This is a genomic window from Pseudomonas sp. KD5 (assembly GCF_012932895.1).
GTDB lineage: Bacteria > Pseudomonadota > Gammaproteobacteria > Pseudomonadales > Pseudomonadaceae > Aquipseudomonas.
Genome location: NZ_JDWJ01000017.1, coordinates 1 through 13534 on the forward strand (window position 1 = coordinate 1; position 13534 = coordinate 13534).

Annotated in this window: 15 protein-coding genes; 9 read left to right on the top strand and 6 right to left on the bottom strand. The window is 57.9% G+C overall.

Translation table 11 applies throughout. The annotated features are described in order from the left end of the window. Positions 1-98: 98 nt before the first annotated feature. Positions 99-1298 carry a tyrosine--tRNA ligase gene (gene tyrS / locus AF70_RS27300; RefSeq protein ID WP_019580757.1) on the bottom strand — a complete coding sequence of 400 codons (1200 nt, stop codon included), beginning with the start codon at positions 1296-1298 and terminating at the stop codon, positions 99-101. Between the two features lie 211 nt (positions 1299-1509). Here tyrS and AF70_RS27305 point away from each other — a divergent pair, with 211 nt between their 5' ends. Next, positions 1510-2928 (top strand): peptidoglycan DD-metalloendopeptidase family protein, encoded by a 1419-nt coding sequence (locus tag AF70_RS27305; protein WP_028940286.1) that lies wholly within the window; start codon positions 1510-1512, stop codon positions 2926-2928. A 3-nt stretch (positions 2929-2931) separates the two neighbouring features. Further along, entirely contained in the window at positions 2932-4023 is a 1092-nt protein-coding gene (locus AF70_RS27310) for an anhydro-N-acetylmuramic acid kinase (protein WP_028940285.1), read from the top strand. Between the two features lie 73 nt (positions 4024-4096). On the opposite strand, the gene erpA is transcribed toward AF70_RS27310, so the two are convergent. Beyond that, a complete protein-coding gene (gene erpA / locus AF70_RS27315) occupies positions 4097-4447 on the bottom strand; it encodes an iron-sulfur cluster insertion protein ErpA (protein WP_007906865.1) in 351 nt (116 codons plus the stop codon). Between the two features lie 168 nt (positions 4448-4615). Continuing rightward, positions 4616-5650, bottom strand: a complete 1035-nt coding sequence (gene argC / locus AF70_RS27320; protein ID WP_019580754.1) for an N-acetyl-gamma-glutamyl-phosphate reductase — start codon at positions 5648-5650, stop codon at positions 4616-4618. A 135-nt stretch (positions 5651-5785) separates the two neighbouring features. On the opposite strand from argC, the gene hemJ reads away from it, so the two are divergent. The 6 genes from hemJ (at position 5786) to coq7 (ending at position 10309) form a co-directional block, all read left to right on the top strand. After that, on the top strand, positions 5786-6217 hold the full coding sequence (gene hemJ, locus AF70_RS27325) for a protoporphyrinogen oxidase HemJ (RefSeq protein WP_018928879.1): 432 nt from the start codon (positions 5786-5788) through the stop codon (positions 6215-6217). A gap of 33 nt (positions 6218-6250) precedes the next feature. Next, positions 6251-7219 (top strand): nitronate monooxygenase family protein, encoded by a 969-nt coding sequence (locus AF70_RS27330; protein ID WP_019650353.1) that lies wholly within the window; start codon positions 6251-6253, stop codon positions 7217-7219. A gap of 91 nt (positions 7220-7310) precedes the next feature. Further along, on the top strand, positions 7311-8270 hold the full coding sequence (locus AF70_RS27335; RefSeq protein WP_028940284.1) for a DUF805 domain-containing protein: 960 nt from the start codon (positions 7311-7313) through the stop codon (positions 8268-8270). Positions 8271-8332: 62 nt separating this feature from the next. Continuing rightward, a complete protein-coding gene (locus AF70_RS27340; protein ID WP_018928876.1) occupies positions 8333-9121 on the top strand; it encodes an SDR family oxidoreductase in 789 nt (262 codons plus the stop codon). 80 nt (positions 9122-9201) lie between these two features. Beyond that, a complete protein-coding gene (locus AF70_RS27345) occupies positions 9202-9540 on the top strand; it encodes a histidine triad nucleotide-binding protein (RefSeq protein WP_007906873.1) in 339 nt (112 codons plus the stop codon). Positions 9541-9661: 121 nt separating this feature from the next. Then, on the top strand, positions 9662-10309 hold the full coding sequence (coq7, locus tag AF70_RS27350; protein ID WP_019580750.1) for a 2-polyprenyl-3-methyl-6-methoxy-1,4-benzoquinone monooxygenase: 648 nt from the start codon (positions 9662-9664) through the stop codon (positions 10307-10309). Positions 10310-10402: 93 nt separating this feature from the next. Here coq7 and speD read toward each other — a convergent pair whose 3' ends face one another. Both speD and AF70_RS27360 read right to left on the bottom strand, forming a co-directional pair. Further along, positions 10403-11197 (bottom strand): adenosylmethionine decarboxylase, encoded by a 795-nt coding sequence (gene speD, locus AF70_RS27355; RefSeq protein WP_018928874.1) that lies wholly within the window; start codon positions 11195-11197, stop codon positions 10403-10405. Between the two features lie 238 nt (positions 11198-11435). Then, positions 11436-11858 carry an OsmC family protein gene (locus AF70_RS27360; RefSeq protein ID WP_007941657.1) on the bottom strand — a complete coding sequence of 141 codons (423 nt, stop codon included), beginning with the start codon at positions 11856-11858 and terminating at the stop codon, positions 11436-11438. A 248-nt stretch (positions 11859-12106) separates the two neighbouring features. Between AF70_RS27360 and crp the strand changes: the two genes are divergently transcribed. Then, on the top strand, positions 12107-12751 hold the full coding sequence (crp, locus tag AF70_RS27365; protein WP_018928873.1) for a cAMP-activated global transcriptional regulator CRP: 645 nt from the start codon (positions 12107-12109) through the stop codon (positions 12749-12751). A 26-nt stretch (positions 12752-12777) separates the two neighbouring features. On the opposite strand, the gene AF70_RS27370 is transcribed toward crp, so the two are convergent. Next, positions 12778-13479 (bottom strand): lipoate--protein ligase family protein, encoded by a 702-nt coding sequence (locus tag AF70_RS27370; RefSeq protein ID WP_028940283.1) that lies wholly within the window; start codon positions 13477-13479, stop codon positions 12778-12780. Positions 13480-13534 lie beyond the last annotated feature (55 nt).

Consider the following 13534-nt stretch of genomic DNA (forward strand, 5'->3'; position numbering starts at 1 on the left):
TAACTCGTTGTTTACCAAGGAGTTTTCCGTTTCGACTGCGCCGGAAGTGGGGCGAATTATAGACGTCCAGAATCTGCCGTCAACCCCTGATTTCAGCTTTATTCGGATTTGAGCGTAATACGCGCAAATGCCTTCTTCCCAGCCTGGCAAACGTGGGTCGCGCCCAGCGCGTATATAAAGGTGCGATCGACAACTTCACCATCTATACGCACACCACCGGAACCTAAAAGATCACGTGCCACGGCAGAGTTCTTCACCAGGCCCGCCTTATTAAGGACAGCAGCAATCGGCATATCTTCAGTAGCGATCAATTCGATCTCTGGCAAATCATCCGGCAGCTCGCCGTCTTTCATACGGTTGCCCGCCGCACGGTGAGCATTGGCCGCTGCCTCTTCACCATGGAAACGCGCAACGATCTCTTCGGCCAACTTAATCTTGATGTCACGCGGATTCGCACCCGCCTCGACGTCAGCCCGCAAAGCATCGATCTCTTCCATGGAGCGGAAGCTGAGCAGTTCGAAGTAGCGCCACATCAGCACATCAGGAATAGAGACCAGCTTGCCGTACATGACACCCGGCGCCTCCTGGATACCGACATAGTTGCCCAACGACTTGGACATCTTCTTCACGCCATCCAGCCCTTCGAGCAACGGCATAGTCAGAATGCATTGAGCCTCCTGACCATAACCACGCTGCAGTTCACGCCCCATCAGCAGATTGAACTTCTGATCGGTACCGCCCAGCTCGACGTCCGCGCGCAAAGCGACCGAGTCGTAACCCTGAACCAGCGGATAGAGGAATTCGTGAATGGCGATTGGCTGATTGGTCGTGTAGCGCTTGTCGAAGTCATCGCGCTCGAGCATGCGTGCCACGGTGTATTGCGAAGTCAGACGTATGAAGTCAGCCGGCCCCATCTGATCCATCCAGGTGGAGTTGAACGCCACTTCGGTTTTGGCCGGATCAAGAATCTTGAAGACCTGAGTCTTGTAGGTCTCGGCATTCTCGAGAACCTGTTCACGAGTGAGCGGTGGACGTGTCGCGCTCTTGCCACTCGGATCACCGATCATCCCGGTGAAGTCACCAATAAGGAAGATCACCTGATGGCCCAGATCCTGGAACTGGCGCAGCTTATTAATAAGCACGGTGTGACCCAGGTGCAAATCCGGCGCGGTCGGATCGAAGCCTGCCTTAATACGTAGCGGCTGGCCACGTTTGAGCTTTTCGATCAGCTCGGACTCGACCAACAGTTCTTCTGCACCACGCTTGATCAGCGCTAGCTGCTCTTCAACCGACTTCATAACAGACCTGCAAGACTCGAATTCAAAGGGGACCAACCATACAAGATCGGGCGTCAAATACAAAGTTTTGCCCGGCGCACGGACGCCAATCCACGGACAGAGCGTCCGCAGGCTTGCTTCAGAGATGATTTGGTTATATTTTATACAGTTATTTCGTCTTCATCATGTCATTCATCTTTTCCAATTCATTTTTTCAAAGTCAAAATTACTTATGACCAAAGAATCGTCTAAAGCGCCACCGCTTTACCCGAAGACCCACCTGCTCGCAGCAAGCGGTATCGCCGCCCTTCTGAGCCTGGCGCTTCTGGTATTTCCTTCCAGTGATGTTGAAGCCAAAAAGACGACCCTGAGTCTCGAACTGGAAAGCCCTGTAGAACAACTGACACAAGATCAAGACGCCGCCGACGTCGTCCAAGCCACAAATGAGCCGGCAGCCTCCCCTTTCGCGCAGATCGAAAACAGCGCCGAAAACACTCAGGAAGCCGCCCAGGCCGCCCCCGCGCCAGTCGTCGAAGAAAAGAAGGCGCCAGGCCACAGGGAAGTGATCGTTGCCAAAGGCGACACCCTCTCGACATTGTTTGAGAAAGTCGGCCTTCCGGCCACTTCGGTGCATGAAGTGCTGGCCAGTGACAAGCAGGCCAAGCAGTTCAGCCAGCTCAAACATGGCCAGAAGCTCGAGTTCGAACTCGGCCCGAACGGCCAACTGACCAATTTGCACAGCAAAGTCAGCGACACGGAAAGCATCAGCCTGACCAAGAACGATAAGGGTTATACATTCAACCACATTACCGCCAAGCCCACTGTTCGCACCGCCTACGTACATGGCGTGATCAACAGTTCGCTGTCGCAATCCGCAGCCCGTGCCGGTTTGTCCCATAGCCTGACCATGGATATGGCCAGCGTGTTTGGCTATGACGTCGACTTCGCCCAGGATATTCGCCAAGGTGACGAGTTCGATGTGATCTATGAACAGAAAGTCGTCAACGGTAAAGCCGTCGGTAACGGTCCCATTCTTTCCGCGCGCTTCACCAACCGTGGCAAGACTTACACCGCTGTGCGCTACACCAACAAACAAGGCAACAGCAGCTACTACACGGCTGACGGCAACAGCATGCGCAAGGCGTTCATCCGTACTCCGGTAGACTTCGCCCGCATCAGCTCGAAATTCTCCATGGGCCGCAAGCACCCGATCCTGAACAAGATCCGCGCCCACAAGGGTGTCGATTACGCAGCACCGCGCGGCACACCGATCAAGGCTGCCGGCGACGGCCAGGTATTGTTGGCCGGTCGCCGCGGCGGTTACGGCAATACCGTGATTATCCAGCACGGCAGTACTTACCGTACGCTGTACGGCCACATGCAGGGCTTCGCCAAAGGCATCAAGACTGGCGGCAGCGTCAAGCAAGGTCAGGTGATCGGCTACATCGGCACCACCGGCCTCTCCACCGGCCCGCACCTGCACTACGAGTTCCAGGTCAATGGTGTGCACGTCGACCCGCTGGGTCAGAAGGTAGCGATGGCCGATCCGATCTCCAAAGCTGAACGCTCACGCTTCCTTGCGCAAAGCCAACCGCTGATGGCGCGCATGGACCAAGAGAAAGCCACCCTGTTGGCTTCGAGCAAACGCTAAGCCATGGCGCTCTATATAGGTGTGATGTCCGGGACCAGCCTTGATGGCCTGGACATTGCACTGATCGAGCAAGCCCCGGCGATCAAGCTGATCGCCACGTATTACATCCCCATGCCCGAATCCCTGCGCGCCGAGCTGCTTGGCTTGTGCGCCAGCGGTCCGGACGAGATTGCCCGCTCCGCCATTGCCCAGCAAAACTGGGTGAAACTGGCCTCACAGGGCATTCACACCCTCCTCGACCAACAAAACCTCAAGCCCGGCGACATTCGCGCGATTGGCAGCCACGGCCAGACCATTCGCCACGAACCGGCACGCGGGTTCACAGTGCAGATCGGCAACCCTGCGCTGCTCACCGAGCTGACTGGCATCACCGTGGTCAGCGATTTCCGCAGCCGCGACGTAGCCGCTGGCGGACAAGGCGCCCCATTGGTTCCAGCCTTTCACGAAGCCTTGTTTGAACAGCAGCCCGGTAACCGCGCGGTGCTGAACGTCGGCGGGTTCAGTAACCTCAGCCTGATCGAACCCGGCAAGCCTGTCGCGGGTTTTGACTGCGGTCCGGGGAACGTCCTGCTGGATGCCTGGATTCACCGGCAACGCGGCGACAACTTCGATCGCGATGGCCAATGGGCCGCCAGCGGCAAGGTTGAACCGGCTCTGTTGAATGAGCTGCTCAGTGATCCGTTCTTTGTAACTCAAGGCCCGAAGAGCACTGGCCGCGAAGTGTTCAATCTGCCATGGCTGATGCAGCATCTGTCACAGCTGCCAACCTTCGCAGCCGAAAACGTACAGGCCACACTGCTTGAGTTGACCGCCCTGACCATCGTCGAGTCATTGCAAAGCGCTCAATCGGATACCCAGGAGCTGCTGGTCTGCGGCGGCGGAGCACACAACGCCACGTTGATGAAACGGTTGGCCAGCCTGTTGCCGAACGCGAAAGTCAGCAGCACTGCCGCTTATGGTGTAGACCCGGACTGGGTTGAAGCCATGGCCTTTGCCTGGCTGGCTCATTGCTGCCTGGAAGGTATCGCGACCAACCGCCCAAGCGTCACCGGCGCCCGTGGCCTGCGAATTCTCGGCGCCATCTACCCCGCCTGAACCTTAACTCCAGACAGCAAAACGCCGCAGAGTCCTGAGACCCTGCGGCGCTTGTTGATGCGGTGAGTTGCGATCAGATCGAGAACGAAGAGCCGCAGCCACACGTGGTGGTGGCGTTCGGGTTTTTGATCACGAAACGCGAACCTTCCAGACCTTCCTGGTAATCCACCTCGGCACCTGCCAGGTACTGGAAGCTCATCGGATCGACCACCAGGCTGACGCCTTCGCGCTCGACAATGGTGTCGTCATCGGCCACTTCTTCATCGAAGGTGAAGCCGTACTGAAACCCTGAACAACCGCCGCCCGTAACGAATACGCGCAGCTTCAAGCGATCATTCCCCTCTTCATCGACCAGGCTCTTCACCTTGTGCGCAGCACCGTGGGTGAATTGCAAAGCCGTGGGGGTGAAGGATTCGACGCTCATGCTGACTATCTCCCGGCGTTACGCCGCCATAATGCGTGATGACGCGCATTATCCGCTTCTCCCAGAAAATCGGTCAACTATTGTTACGGTATATCAATCAACCCAATTGTCAGACCAGAATGCAAAAAGGCCCGTTCAACGGGCCTTTTTGCTGCGCGGGATAAAGCCTTACGGCAGCATGCCCGCATGGGAAAGGCCCAGGCGCTCATCCAGACCGAAGAGGATATTCAGGTTCTGCACAGCCTGACCCGACGCGCCTTTGACCAGATTGTCGATGACCGACAACACCACCACCAGATCACCATCCTGCGGACGATGCACGGCGATACGGCAAACGTTGGCACCTCGCACGCTGCGGGTTTCCGGATGGCTGCCGGCTGGCATTACGTCGACGAACGGTTCGTTGGCATAACGCTTTTCGAACAGAGCCTGCAGATCCACCGAGCGGTCCACGACAGTCGCGTAGAGCGTCGAGTGAATGCCGCGAATCATTGGCGTCAGGTGCGGAACGAACGTCAGGCCAACGTCCTTGCCCGCGGCACGACGCAGCCCCTGACGGATTTCCGGTAAGTGACGGTGACCTTTTACGGCGTAGGCCTTCATGCTTTCCGACGTCTCGGAGTACAGCGAACCTACGGAAGCGCCACGACCGGCACCACTGACACCGGATTTGCAGTCCGCAATCAAGCGTGTGGTATCGGCCAGACCGGCTTCGAGCAATGGCAGGAAACCCAATTGCGTCGCGGTCGGGTAGCAACCCGGTACAGCAATCAGGCGTGCCTGCTTGATCTGCTCGCGATTGACTTCCGGCAAGCCGTAGACCGCCTCATCCAGCAGTTCCGGCGCACCGTGCGGCTGGCCGTACCACTTGGCCCATTCATCGGCGTCTTGCAAACGGAAGTCTGCCGACAGGTCGATAACCTTGGTGCCGGCAGCCAGCAATTCACCCGCCAGGGCATGGGCGACACCGTGCGGCGTGGCGAAGAACACTACATCGCAAGCCCCGAGGGTCTTGATGTCCGGAACGCTGAACGCCAGGCCGTCGTAATGGCCTCGCAGGTTCGGGTACATGTCGGCCACGGCCAGGCCGGCCTCGGATCGGGAAGTGATCACCACCACTTCTGCCTGCGGATGCTGTGCCAACAGACGCAGCAGTTCGACACCGGTGTAACCCGTGCCGCCGACGATACCGACCTTGACCATAAACCTACCCTCAACGAACCCACTGGAAAGCCGTCGATAATAGGGGCCGCGCGGCCCTGCGACAACCGTCAAGGTGACGTGCGGGCGCTCTACCCCCTACTATCTTCACTACCGTGAACCTGGGAATAACCAAAAATGCTTTATCTGTGGCTCAAAGCGCTTCACATCATCAGCATGGTCTGCTGGTTTGCCGGCCTGTTTTACCTGCCGCGCCTGTTCGTCTATCACGCGCAAAGCGAAGACACCGTCAGCAAGGAACGCTTCAGCATCATGGAGCGCAAGCTGTACCGGGGTATCATGGGGCCAGCGATGATCGCCACCCTGGTCTTCGGTATCTGGCTGATCAGCCTCAACCCGAGCGCCTATTTCGGCCAGGGCGCGTGGATGCACGCCAAGCTGACCCTGGTGGTGATCCTGATCGGCTACCACCACATGTGCGGCGCACAGGTAAAACGTTTTGCCCGTGGCGAAAACACCCGCAGCCATGTCTTTTATCGCTGGTTCAATGAAGTGCCGGTTCTGATATTGCTGGCTATCGTAATTCTGGTCGTCGTCCGGCCGTTTTAAATCCAACAGGCACACTCACCCGGGGTACTACCAATGTCGCTGCCCGCTCTGCTCGAACAACGCTTGCGACTGCCGGTAGTGGCGGCGCCGATGTTCCTGATCTCCAACCCCGAGCTGGTGCTCGCCTGCTGCCGTAATGGCGTGGTGGGCAGTTTCCCTGCGCTGAATCAGCGTGAAAGCAGCGGTTTCAAGGCCTGGCTGGAAGAAATCGAAGCAGGGTTGGCGACACTGGAAAACCCTGCCCCTTACGCGGTGAACCTGATCGTTCACCACAGCAATCCGCGATTGCAGGCGGACCTGGCGATCTGCATCGAACACAAAGTACCGATCGTGATCACCAGCCTCGGCGCCGTGAAGGAAGTGGTCGATGCCGTGCACAGCTACGGTGGCCTGGTGTTTCACGACGTGACGACCCGTCGCCACGCAGAAAAAGCCGCCGAAGCCGGTGTCGACGGTTTGATTGCCGTTGCCGCGGGGGCCGGTGGTCACGCCGGGACCTGGAGCCCGTTCTCGCTTATCGCCGAGATCCGCCAGTTTTTCGACAAGACCCTGCTGCTGGCTGGCTGCCTGAACCATGGCCACGAGATTCTTGCTGCGCAATTGCTCGGTGCGGATCTGGCCTACTTCGGTACGCGATTTATCGGCACCACCGAAAGTCATGCGCCTGACGCCTACAAGGAGATGCTCCTGACTGCCAGAGCCGCGGACATCGTCCATACTCCAGCGGTGTCTGGGGTTCCGGCAAGCTTCATGCGTCAGAGCCTGGAGGCCGCCGGGTTCGACATGGCGGCGCTGCAAAGCAAGGGCGAGGTGGACTTCGGCTCCAAGCTCAAACCCTTGAACGATGAAGCCAAAGCCTGGAAAACCGTGTGGTCTGCGGGCCAGGGTGTCGGGGAAATCGAGGATCTGCCGAGTGTCGATCAACTGGTCGAACGTCTCGGCACCGAATACCGTAAGGCGCTGGAACTGGCGGCAGCACTGCCCAAGCGCTGGCCGCGCTGACAGGAAAGTTTGGCCTGCCCAACCCGGCCGGCCTTAAACTCCCCCTTGTTACACTTTCCATTACAACTCTCGCGACAAGGATGCCTCGGCCATGAGCGAAAACCGTTTCAAGATCGTCTTCGATGGTGCTTTGCTGCCCGGTGTTGATGCCACCACCGCCAAGCTCAATCTCGCCGAGCTGTTCAAAAGCGACGTCGCAGCTATTGAACGCCTGTTCAGTGGCCGGATGGTTGCGCTCAAACGCGACCTGTCACATGCCGATGCGCAAACTTATCTTCAGGCGCTGACGAAAACCGGCATCGATGCCCGAATCGAAGCCGAACCCTCGATCGAGCTGAACCTGTCCGACGTTCACACCAACCCATCGCCATCGGCAGAGCCTGAGTCCCCCTACGCTCCACCGCGCGCCACCGTCGGCGAAGCGCTGCCGGAGTTCGCCACACTCAAGGCATTCAGTTTCAGTGGCCGCATCGGCCGACTGCGCTTTCTGGCCTGGACAATGGCTCTGACGCTGGTGACGTTGGGCATTGGCTCGGTGTTGGCCATTTTCGGCTTCGGCCTCATCAGCACCAACTCGACTGCCGGCCTGATTGTCGCGGGTCTGCTGGCCGTTATTCTGATCGTGATACTCGCGTTCATCAGCATTCAGTTCAGTGTGCAGCGCCTGCACGATATCGGCTGGTCTGGCTGGCTCTGGCTGTTGAACCTTGTGCCGTTCGTGGGGGGCGCTTTCCCGTTCGTGATAATGATCGTGCCGGGTAACAACACTGCCAATCGATATGGCGCACCGCCGCCGCCCAACAGCAACGCAGTCAGGGTACTGGCTTCATTGTGGCTGGTGTTTATTGCGATCATGTTCGTTGGCGGGCTGACCGGAGGTCTCACGGCAATTCAGGATGAGTATGAAAGCGCCACTGATAGCGCCTATCAAAGTAGCTCTGTGACCACCGATGAAGTCGAAGCTGCGCCCGTCGAAGTCGACTCGGCAGCAGATTCAACCGACGATGCAGCCGAAGCGGCCCAGCCCCCTGTAGACTCTGCAAAAGAATGAACAGCGCTCCCCGCCCGTGACACCTGCGTCGCTGGCGCGGAGCTGTTGCGATGGAGAACTGCATGACCCGTTACGCTCTGATCACTGGCGCTTCCAGCGGCATCGGCCTGGCGATGGCCGAAGCGCTCGCCCGGCGCGGCCGCAGCCTGTTGCTGGTGGCCCGACAGCGTGATCAGCTGGAAAGTATTGCGATTGAACTGACTCAACGTTTCGGCGTGGAAGTGTTGTTTCGTGCCTGTGACCTGGGAGAACCGTTGCGCCTGTCCGGATTTCTGCTGGAGCTGGAGGAAGGTGAGCGGCAAATCGATCTGCTGGTCAACTGCGCCGGCATCGGTACCTGTGGCCCATTCCTGGCCCAGGACTGGATGACCGAGCAGGATCTGATCGAAGTGAACATCCTGGCCCTCACTCGCTTGTGTCATGCCATCGGTAACAGCATGGCCTTGCAGGGTGGCGGGCAGATTCTGAACGTCGCCTCGGTTGCGGCGTTCCATCCCGGCCCCTGGATGAGCACTTATTACGCCAGCAAGGCTTATGTGCTGAATTTTTCCGAAGGCTTGCGCGTCGAACTGAAAAAATGCGCGGTCAAGGTGTCAGTGCTCTGCCCCGGCCCGACCCGCACGGCGTTTTTTCGGACCGCGCAACTGAACACCGACAAGCTGGGCGAGAGCAAACTGCTGATGAGCCCAGAGGAAGTCGCGCTCTATACCGTGCGCGCCCTGGAGAAAAATCGCGCCATTATCATCCCCGGTCGCCTGAATCGCTGGTTCGCCTTCCTGCCACGGCTCGGCTCGCGCTGGCTGACCCGGACAATCGCGGGCATGGTCAATAAGGCGTACTGCCCGCGCTGACCAGCCTTCAAGGTAAAAAACTGGGCTCAGGCAGGGCCCATGCGTACACTCAAGCCAGCCAAACAACGGAGAAAACAGCTGTGGATACTCTGTTCACCAAGATCATCAACCGGGAAATCCCGGCGAAGATCATTTACGAGGACGACCAGGTACTGGCCTTCCACGACATCGCGCCACAGGCCCCAGTGCATTTCCTGGTGGTCCCGAAGAAACCGGTGCGCACCCTTAACGACCTCACCGAGGACGATAAGGCTCTGGCCGGGCATATTCTGTTCACCGCGCAGCGTCTGGCTCTGGAACTGGGCTGTGAAGAAGGTTTCCGGGTGGTCATGAACTGCAATGAATTGGGCGGGCAGACCGTTTATCACATTCATATGCACGTGCTGGGTCAGCGCCAGATGCACTGGCCTCCGGGCTGATTGCAAGCAGTACCGGTTTATGTGGCGAGGGCGCTTGCTCCCTCACCACAGATGACCCAGCGCAAACCCTCCCCGGCCGATTGGGTTAAACTGGCCGCCGAGATTCTTCCCGGAGGTCAGCATGACTACCCAACGTCACTACTCGCCAATTGACCGTCTTCTGCTGCAAGCCGATGCCGCGATGCGTACTTTGCTGCCCTTCAGTGGTCAGCCCTACCGTCCGTCGCCTGCCATCGTGCAGCCGGATGCGCAAATGAGCGACGAGGACACCCGGCACGTCGCCGGTTTGATGCGCATCAACCATACCGGCGAAGTCTGTGCCCAGGCGCTGTATCAAGGTCAAGCCCTGACCGCCAAGTTGCCGCAAGTGCGCGCTGCCATGGAACATGCCGCCGAAGAAGAAATCGATCATCTGGTCTGGTGCGAACAGCGCATCCACCAGTTGGGCAGCCACACCAGCATTCTCAATCCGCTGTTCTACGGAATGTCGTTCGGGATTGGCGCGGTGGCCGGGTTGATCAGCGACAAAGTCAGCCTGGGTTTCGTTGCCGCCACCGAGCATCAGGTTTGCAAACACCTGAACGAACACCTTGAACAACTGCCCGCCGAGGACGAAAAATCCCGGGCGATCCTTGAGCAGATGCGCATTGATGAAGAACATCACGCCGAAAGTGCGCTGGATGCTGGAGGGTTCCGCTTTCCTGCACCGGTGAAGTTCGGGATGAGTCTGCTGGCCAAGGTGATGACCAAGAGTACCTATCGGATCTGATAATTGAGTTGTTTGGTCGGGCCTCTTCGCGGACAACAGCAATAAAAAAGGCGACTACCTTGCGGTAGTCGCCTTTTTTTGTACTCGGAAATCTCAGCTCGGCATGTTGCGCGCGTAGAAGATTTCGAGCATTTCGTGTTTCACACGCTCAGTCACCTGGGCACGCTGCTCAGAAGACAGGTTGCTGGTGGCGTCGCCGAACAGGTAGTTATCCAGTTCGAAGTTCTTCAGCAGCATTTTGGTGTGGAACAAGTTTTCCTGATACACGTTCACGTCGGTCATCTGGTACGCGTCGCGAGTGTCTTCGGAGAGGTAGTTCTGGATCGAATTGATCTCGTGATCGATGAAGTGCTTCTTGCCTTCAACGTCACGGGTGAAGCCGCGCACGCGGTAATCCACAGTCACGATATCCGAATCGAACTGGTGAATCAGAAAGTTGAGCGCCTTGAGCGGTGAAATGACGCCACAGGTCGACACGTCGATGTCCACACGGAACGTCGCGATACCGTCCACCGGATGGATTTCCGGGTAGGTGTGCACCGTGATGTGGCTCTTGTCGAGGTGGGCCAGGATGATTTCGGGCAACGGGCCCGGAGACTCTTCAATCTGACTGTCGGTGGGGGTTACCGGCTCTTCAGAGATCAGAATCGTGACGCTGGCGCCCTGGGGTTCATAGTCCTGACTGGCAATGTTCAGGATATTGGCACCAATGATATCGACAACTTCTGTGAGGATCTGCGTCAGGCGCTTGGCGTTGTACTCTTTATTGATGTACTCGACGTAAGCCTGCTGGTCTTGCGGGGTTTCCGCGTAGCAGATGTCATAGATGTTGAAGCTCAAGGTCTTTGTCAGGTTATTGAACCCGTGGAGCTTGAGTTTGCTTTTCACCGTTAAAAACTCTCTATGTATTGCGGGCTGGCCGCGTGATCAAGCATGCCCGTCAGATGCGAACGACGCACCTGCGTAGGACGGTTAACACCTCTTCGCGATGGCGATTTTGGTTGTCTGTTCAGGCAAGCGACCTGTCGGGTGACCGATCACTGCCCTGAAAAAAGTGGCGCATTATGCAGACGTCAGCTATGGATCACCAGAGTCTGCACCGCTTTTATGATAGTTGAATGTCGATTCAACCGAGCTCGATAATCTCGTAGTCGTGGGTAATCGCCACGCCAGCCGCGCCGAGCATGATCGAGGCCGAGCAGTACTTCTCGGCCGACAGCTCGATGGCGCGCTTGACCTGGGCTTCTTTCAGCCCGCGGCCCTTGACCACGAAGTGCATGTGGATCTTGGTAAACACCTTCGGATCTTCGGTCGCACGCTCGGCTTCGAGGAAGGCTTCGCAGCTTTCGACGGCCTGACGCGACTTCTTGAGGATGCTGACCACATCGAAATTGCTGCAACCGCCAACACCCAGCAGGAGCATTTCCATCGGCCGGACACCCAGGTTACGACCGCCCGCATCGGGCGGACCGTCCATGACCACGACATGACCGCTGCCGGATTCACCGAGGAACATGGCTTCGCCTGCCCATTGGATGCGTGCCTTCATCGCCAAGACTCCACTGTATAAAAAAGGGTCGCCAGCTTAGCACAGGGCCCTTGATTGGCAGCGCTTCGCCTTCCTAGGACATAACCGTATGCGTCGTAGGTAAATTCTCGAATCTTGAAGGAATGTGTCTGTTAAGCTGACGCCAATTCACTGGCGCTTAGCCAGCTTTGTAGCGAACAAAAAACTCAGGCTTCACCAGCCCCCCTACAAAAAACAAACACACCGTGCAGTCTTTTCGGGATACAACCATGGTTGCTATTACCCCCATATCCAAAATCAAGAACCTCGACAAACTGTTAATGCACTGCCAGCGCCGTCGCTATGCCGCCAAGAGCAACATCATTTGTGCCGGCGACCGCTCGGACACGTTGTTCTTCATCATCAAGGGTTCGGTGACCATCCTGATCGAGGATGACGACGGCCGTGAAATGATCATTGCCTACCTCAACTCCGGCGACTTCTTCGGCGAATTGGGTCTGTTTGAGCAAGCCGGGCTGGAACAGGAACGCAGTGCCTGGGTGCGCGCCAAAGTCGAGTGCGAAGTCGCGGAAATCAGCTACGCGAAATTCCGCGAGTTGTCTCAACAGGATCCAGACATTCTTTACGTGCTCAGCGGACAAATCGCACAACGCCTGCGCAATACCACTCGCAAGGTCGGCGACCTGGCGTTCTTCGACGTAACCGGCCGCGTGGCGCGCTGCCTGCTGGAGCTGTGCAAGCAGCCAGACGCCATGACCCACCCGGATGGCATGCAGATCAAGGTGACCCGCCAGGAGATCGGCCGGATTGTCGGTTGTTCCCGTGAGATGGTCGGACGCGTGCTCAAGGATCTGGAAGAACGCAACCTGGTCGACGTCAAAGGCAAGACCATGGTGGTCTTCGGTACGCGCTAGGCTCTGAAAACGGAAGCCTGGAACACTTAAGCCCCGAGCACTTCTGCCAGCATTTGGCGATACAACGCATCGAGCTGTTCCAGTGCATCAGGAGCGGCAAATTTTTCATGCAGGGCAATGTGGCTTTCTGCGCGAACCCGCTGCTCCAGACCGCAGGCTTCGTTGAAACGATTGACCGCCGCGACCATTGACTCTCGCTCGTTATCGATCAGCATCGCCCCGTGCACCAGCCCGACCGGACGCTGACCGCCCTTGCTCTGCCGCCAGCGCTGAGCGGTACCGACCATCTTGCGACCATCGAGGTTGACGTTGAAACGGCCGTCGCAGAACGCGCCCTCAATTTCGCCCAGGGACGACACACCGCCCATCTCGTCAAGCAGCTGGCAAATCGGGTCACAGAGTCGCCGATAGGCGGTTTCGATCCGGTTCTGGTCACCCTCGCTACGCGGTGGCGCGTAGACCAGCGCGATGTTGAGGGTCGATGCCGATTGCGGCACCGGCTCGCCGCCAGTTTCGCGCAGCAGTACCGGCCAACCGGCAGCGGCTGATATCTCACTCGCCGCCTCGAAACCCGGCAAGCGATTCAAGCGGCGCGGCATGACCAATGCCCGATCTGTGGGTTGCCAGAACAGCAAGCCGAACTCCGAATCACCGGCGCACACATGGGCCAATAGGTCCTGTTCGGCGAGCAGGCCGGCTTCGATGGTCAGAGAGGTTGGCTGGGACATGGATGACTCCGTAAGACATGAAGTCTTTGGGGTGCTTGATGACCTCTTCGCGGGC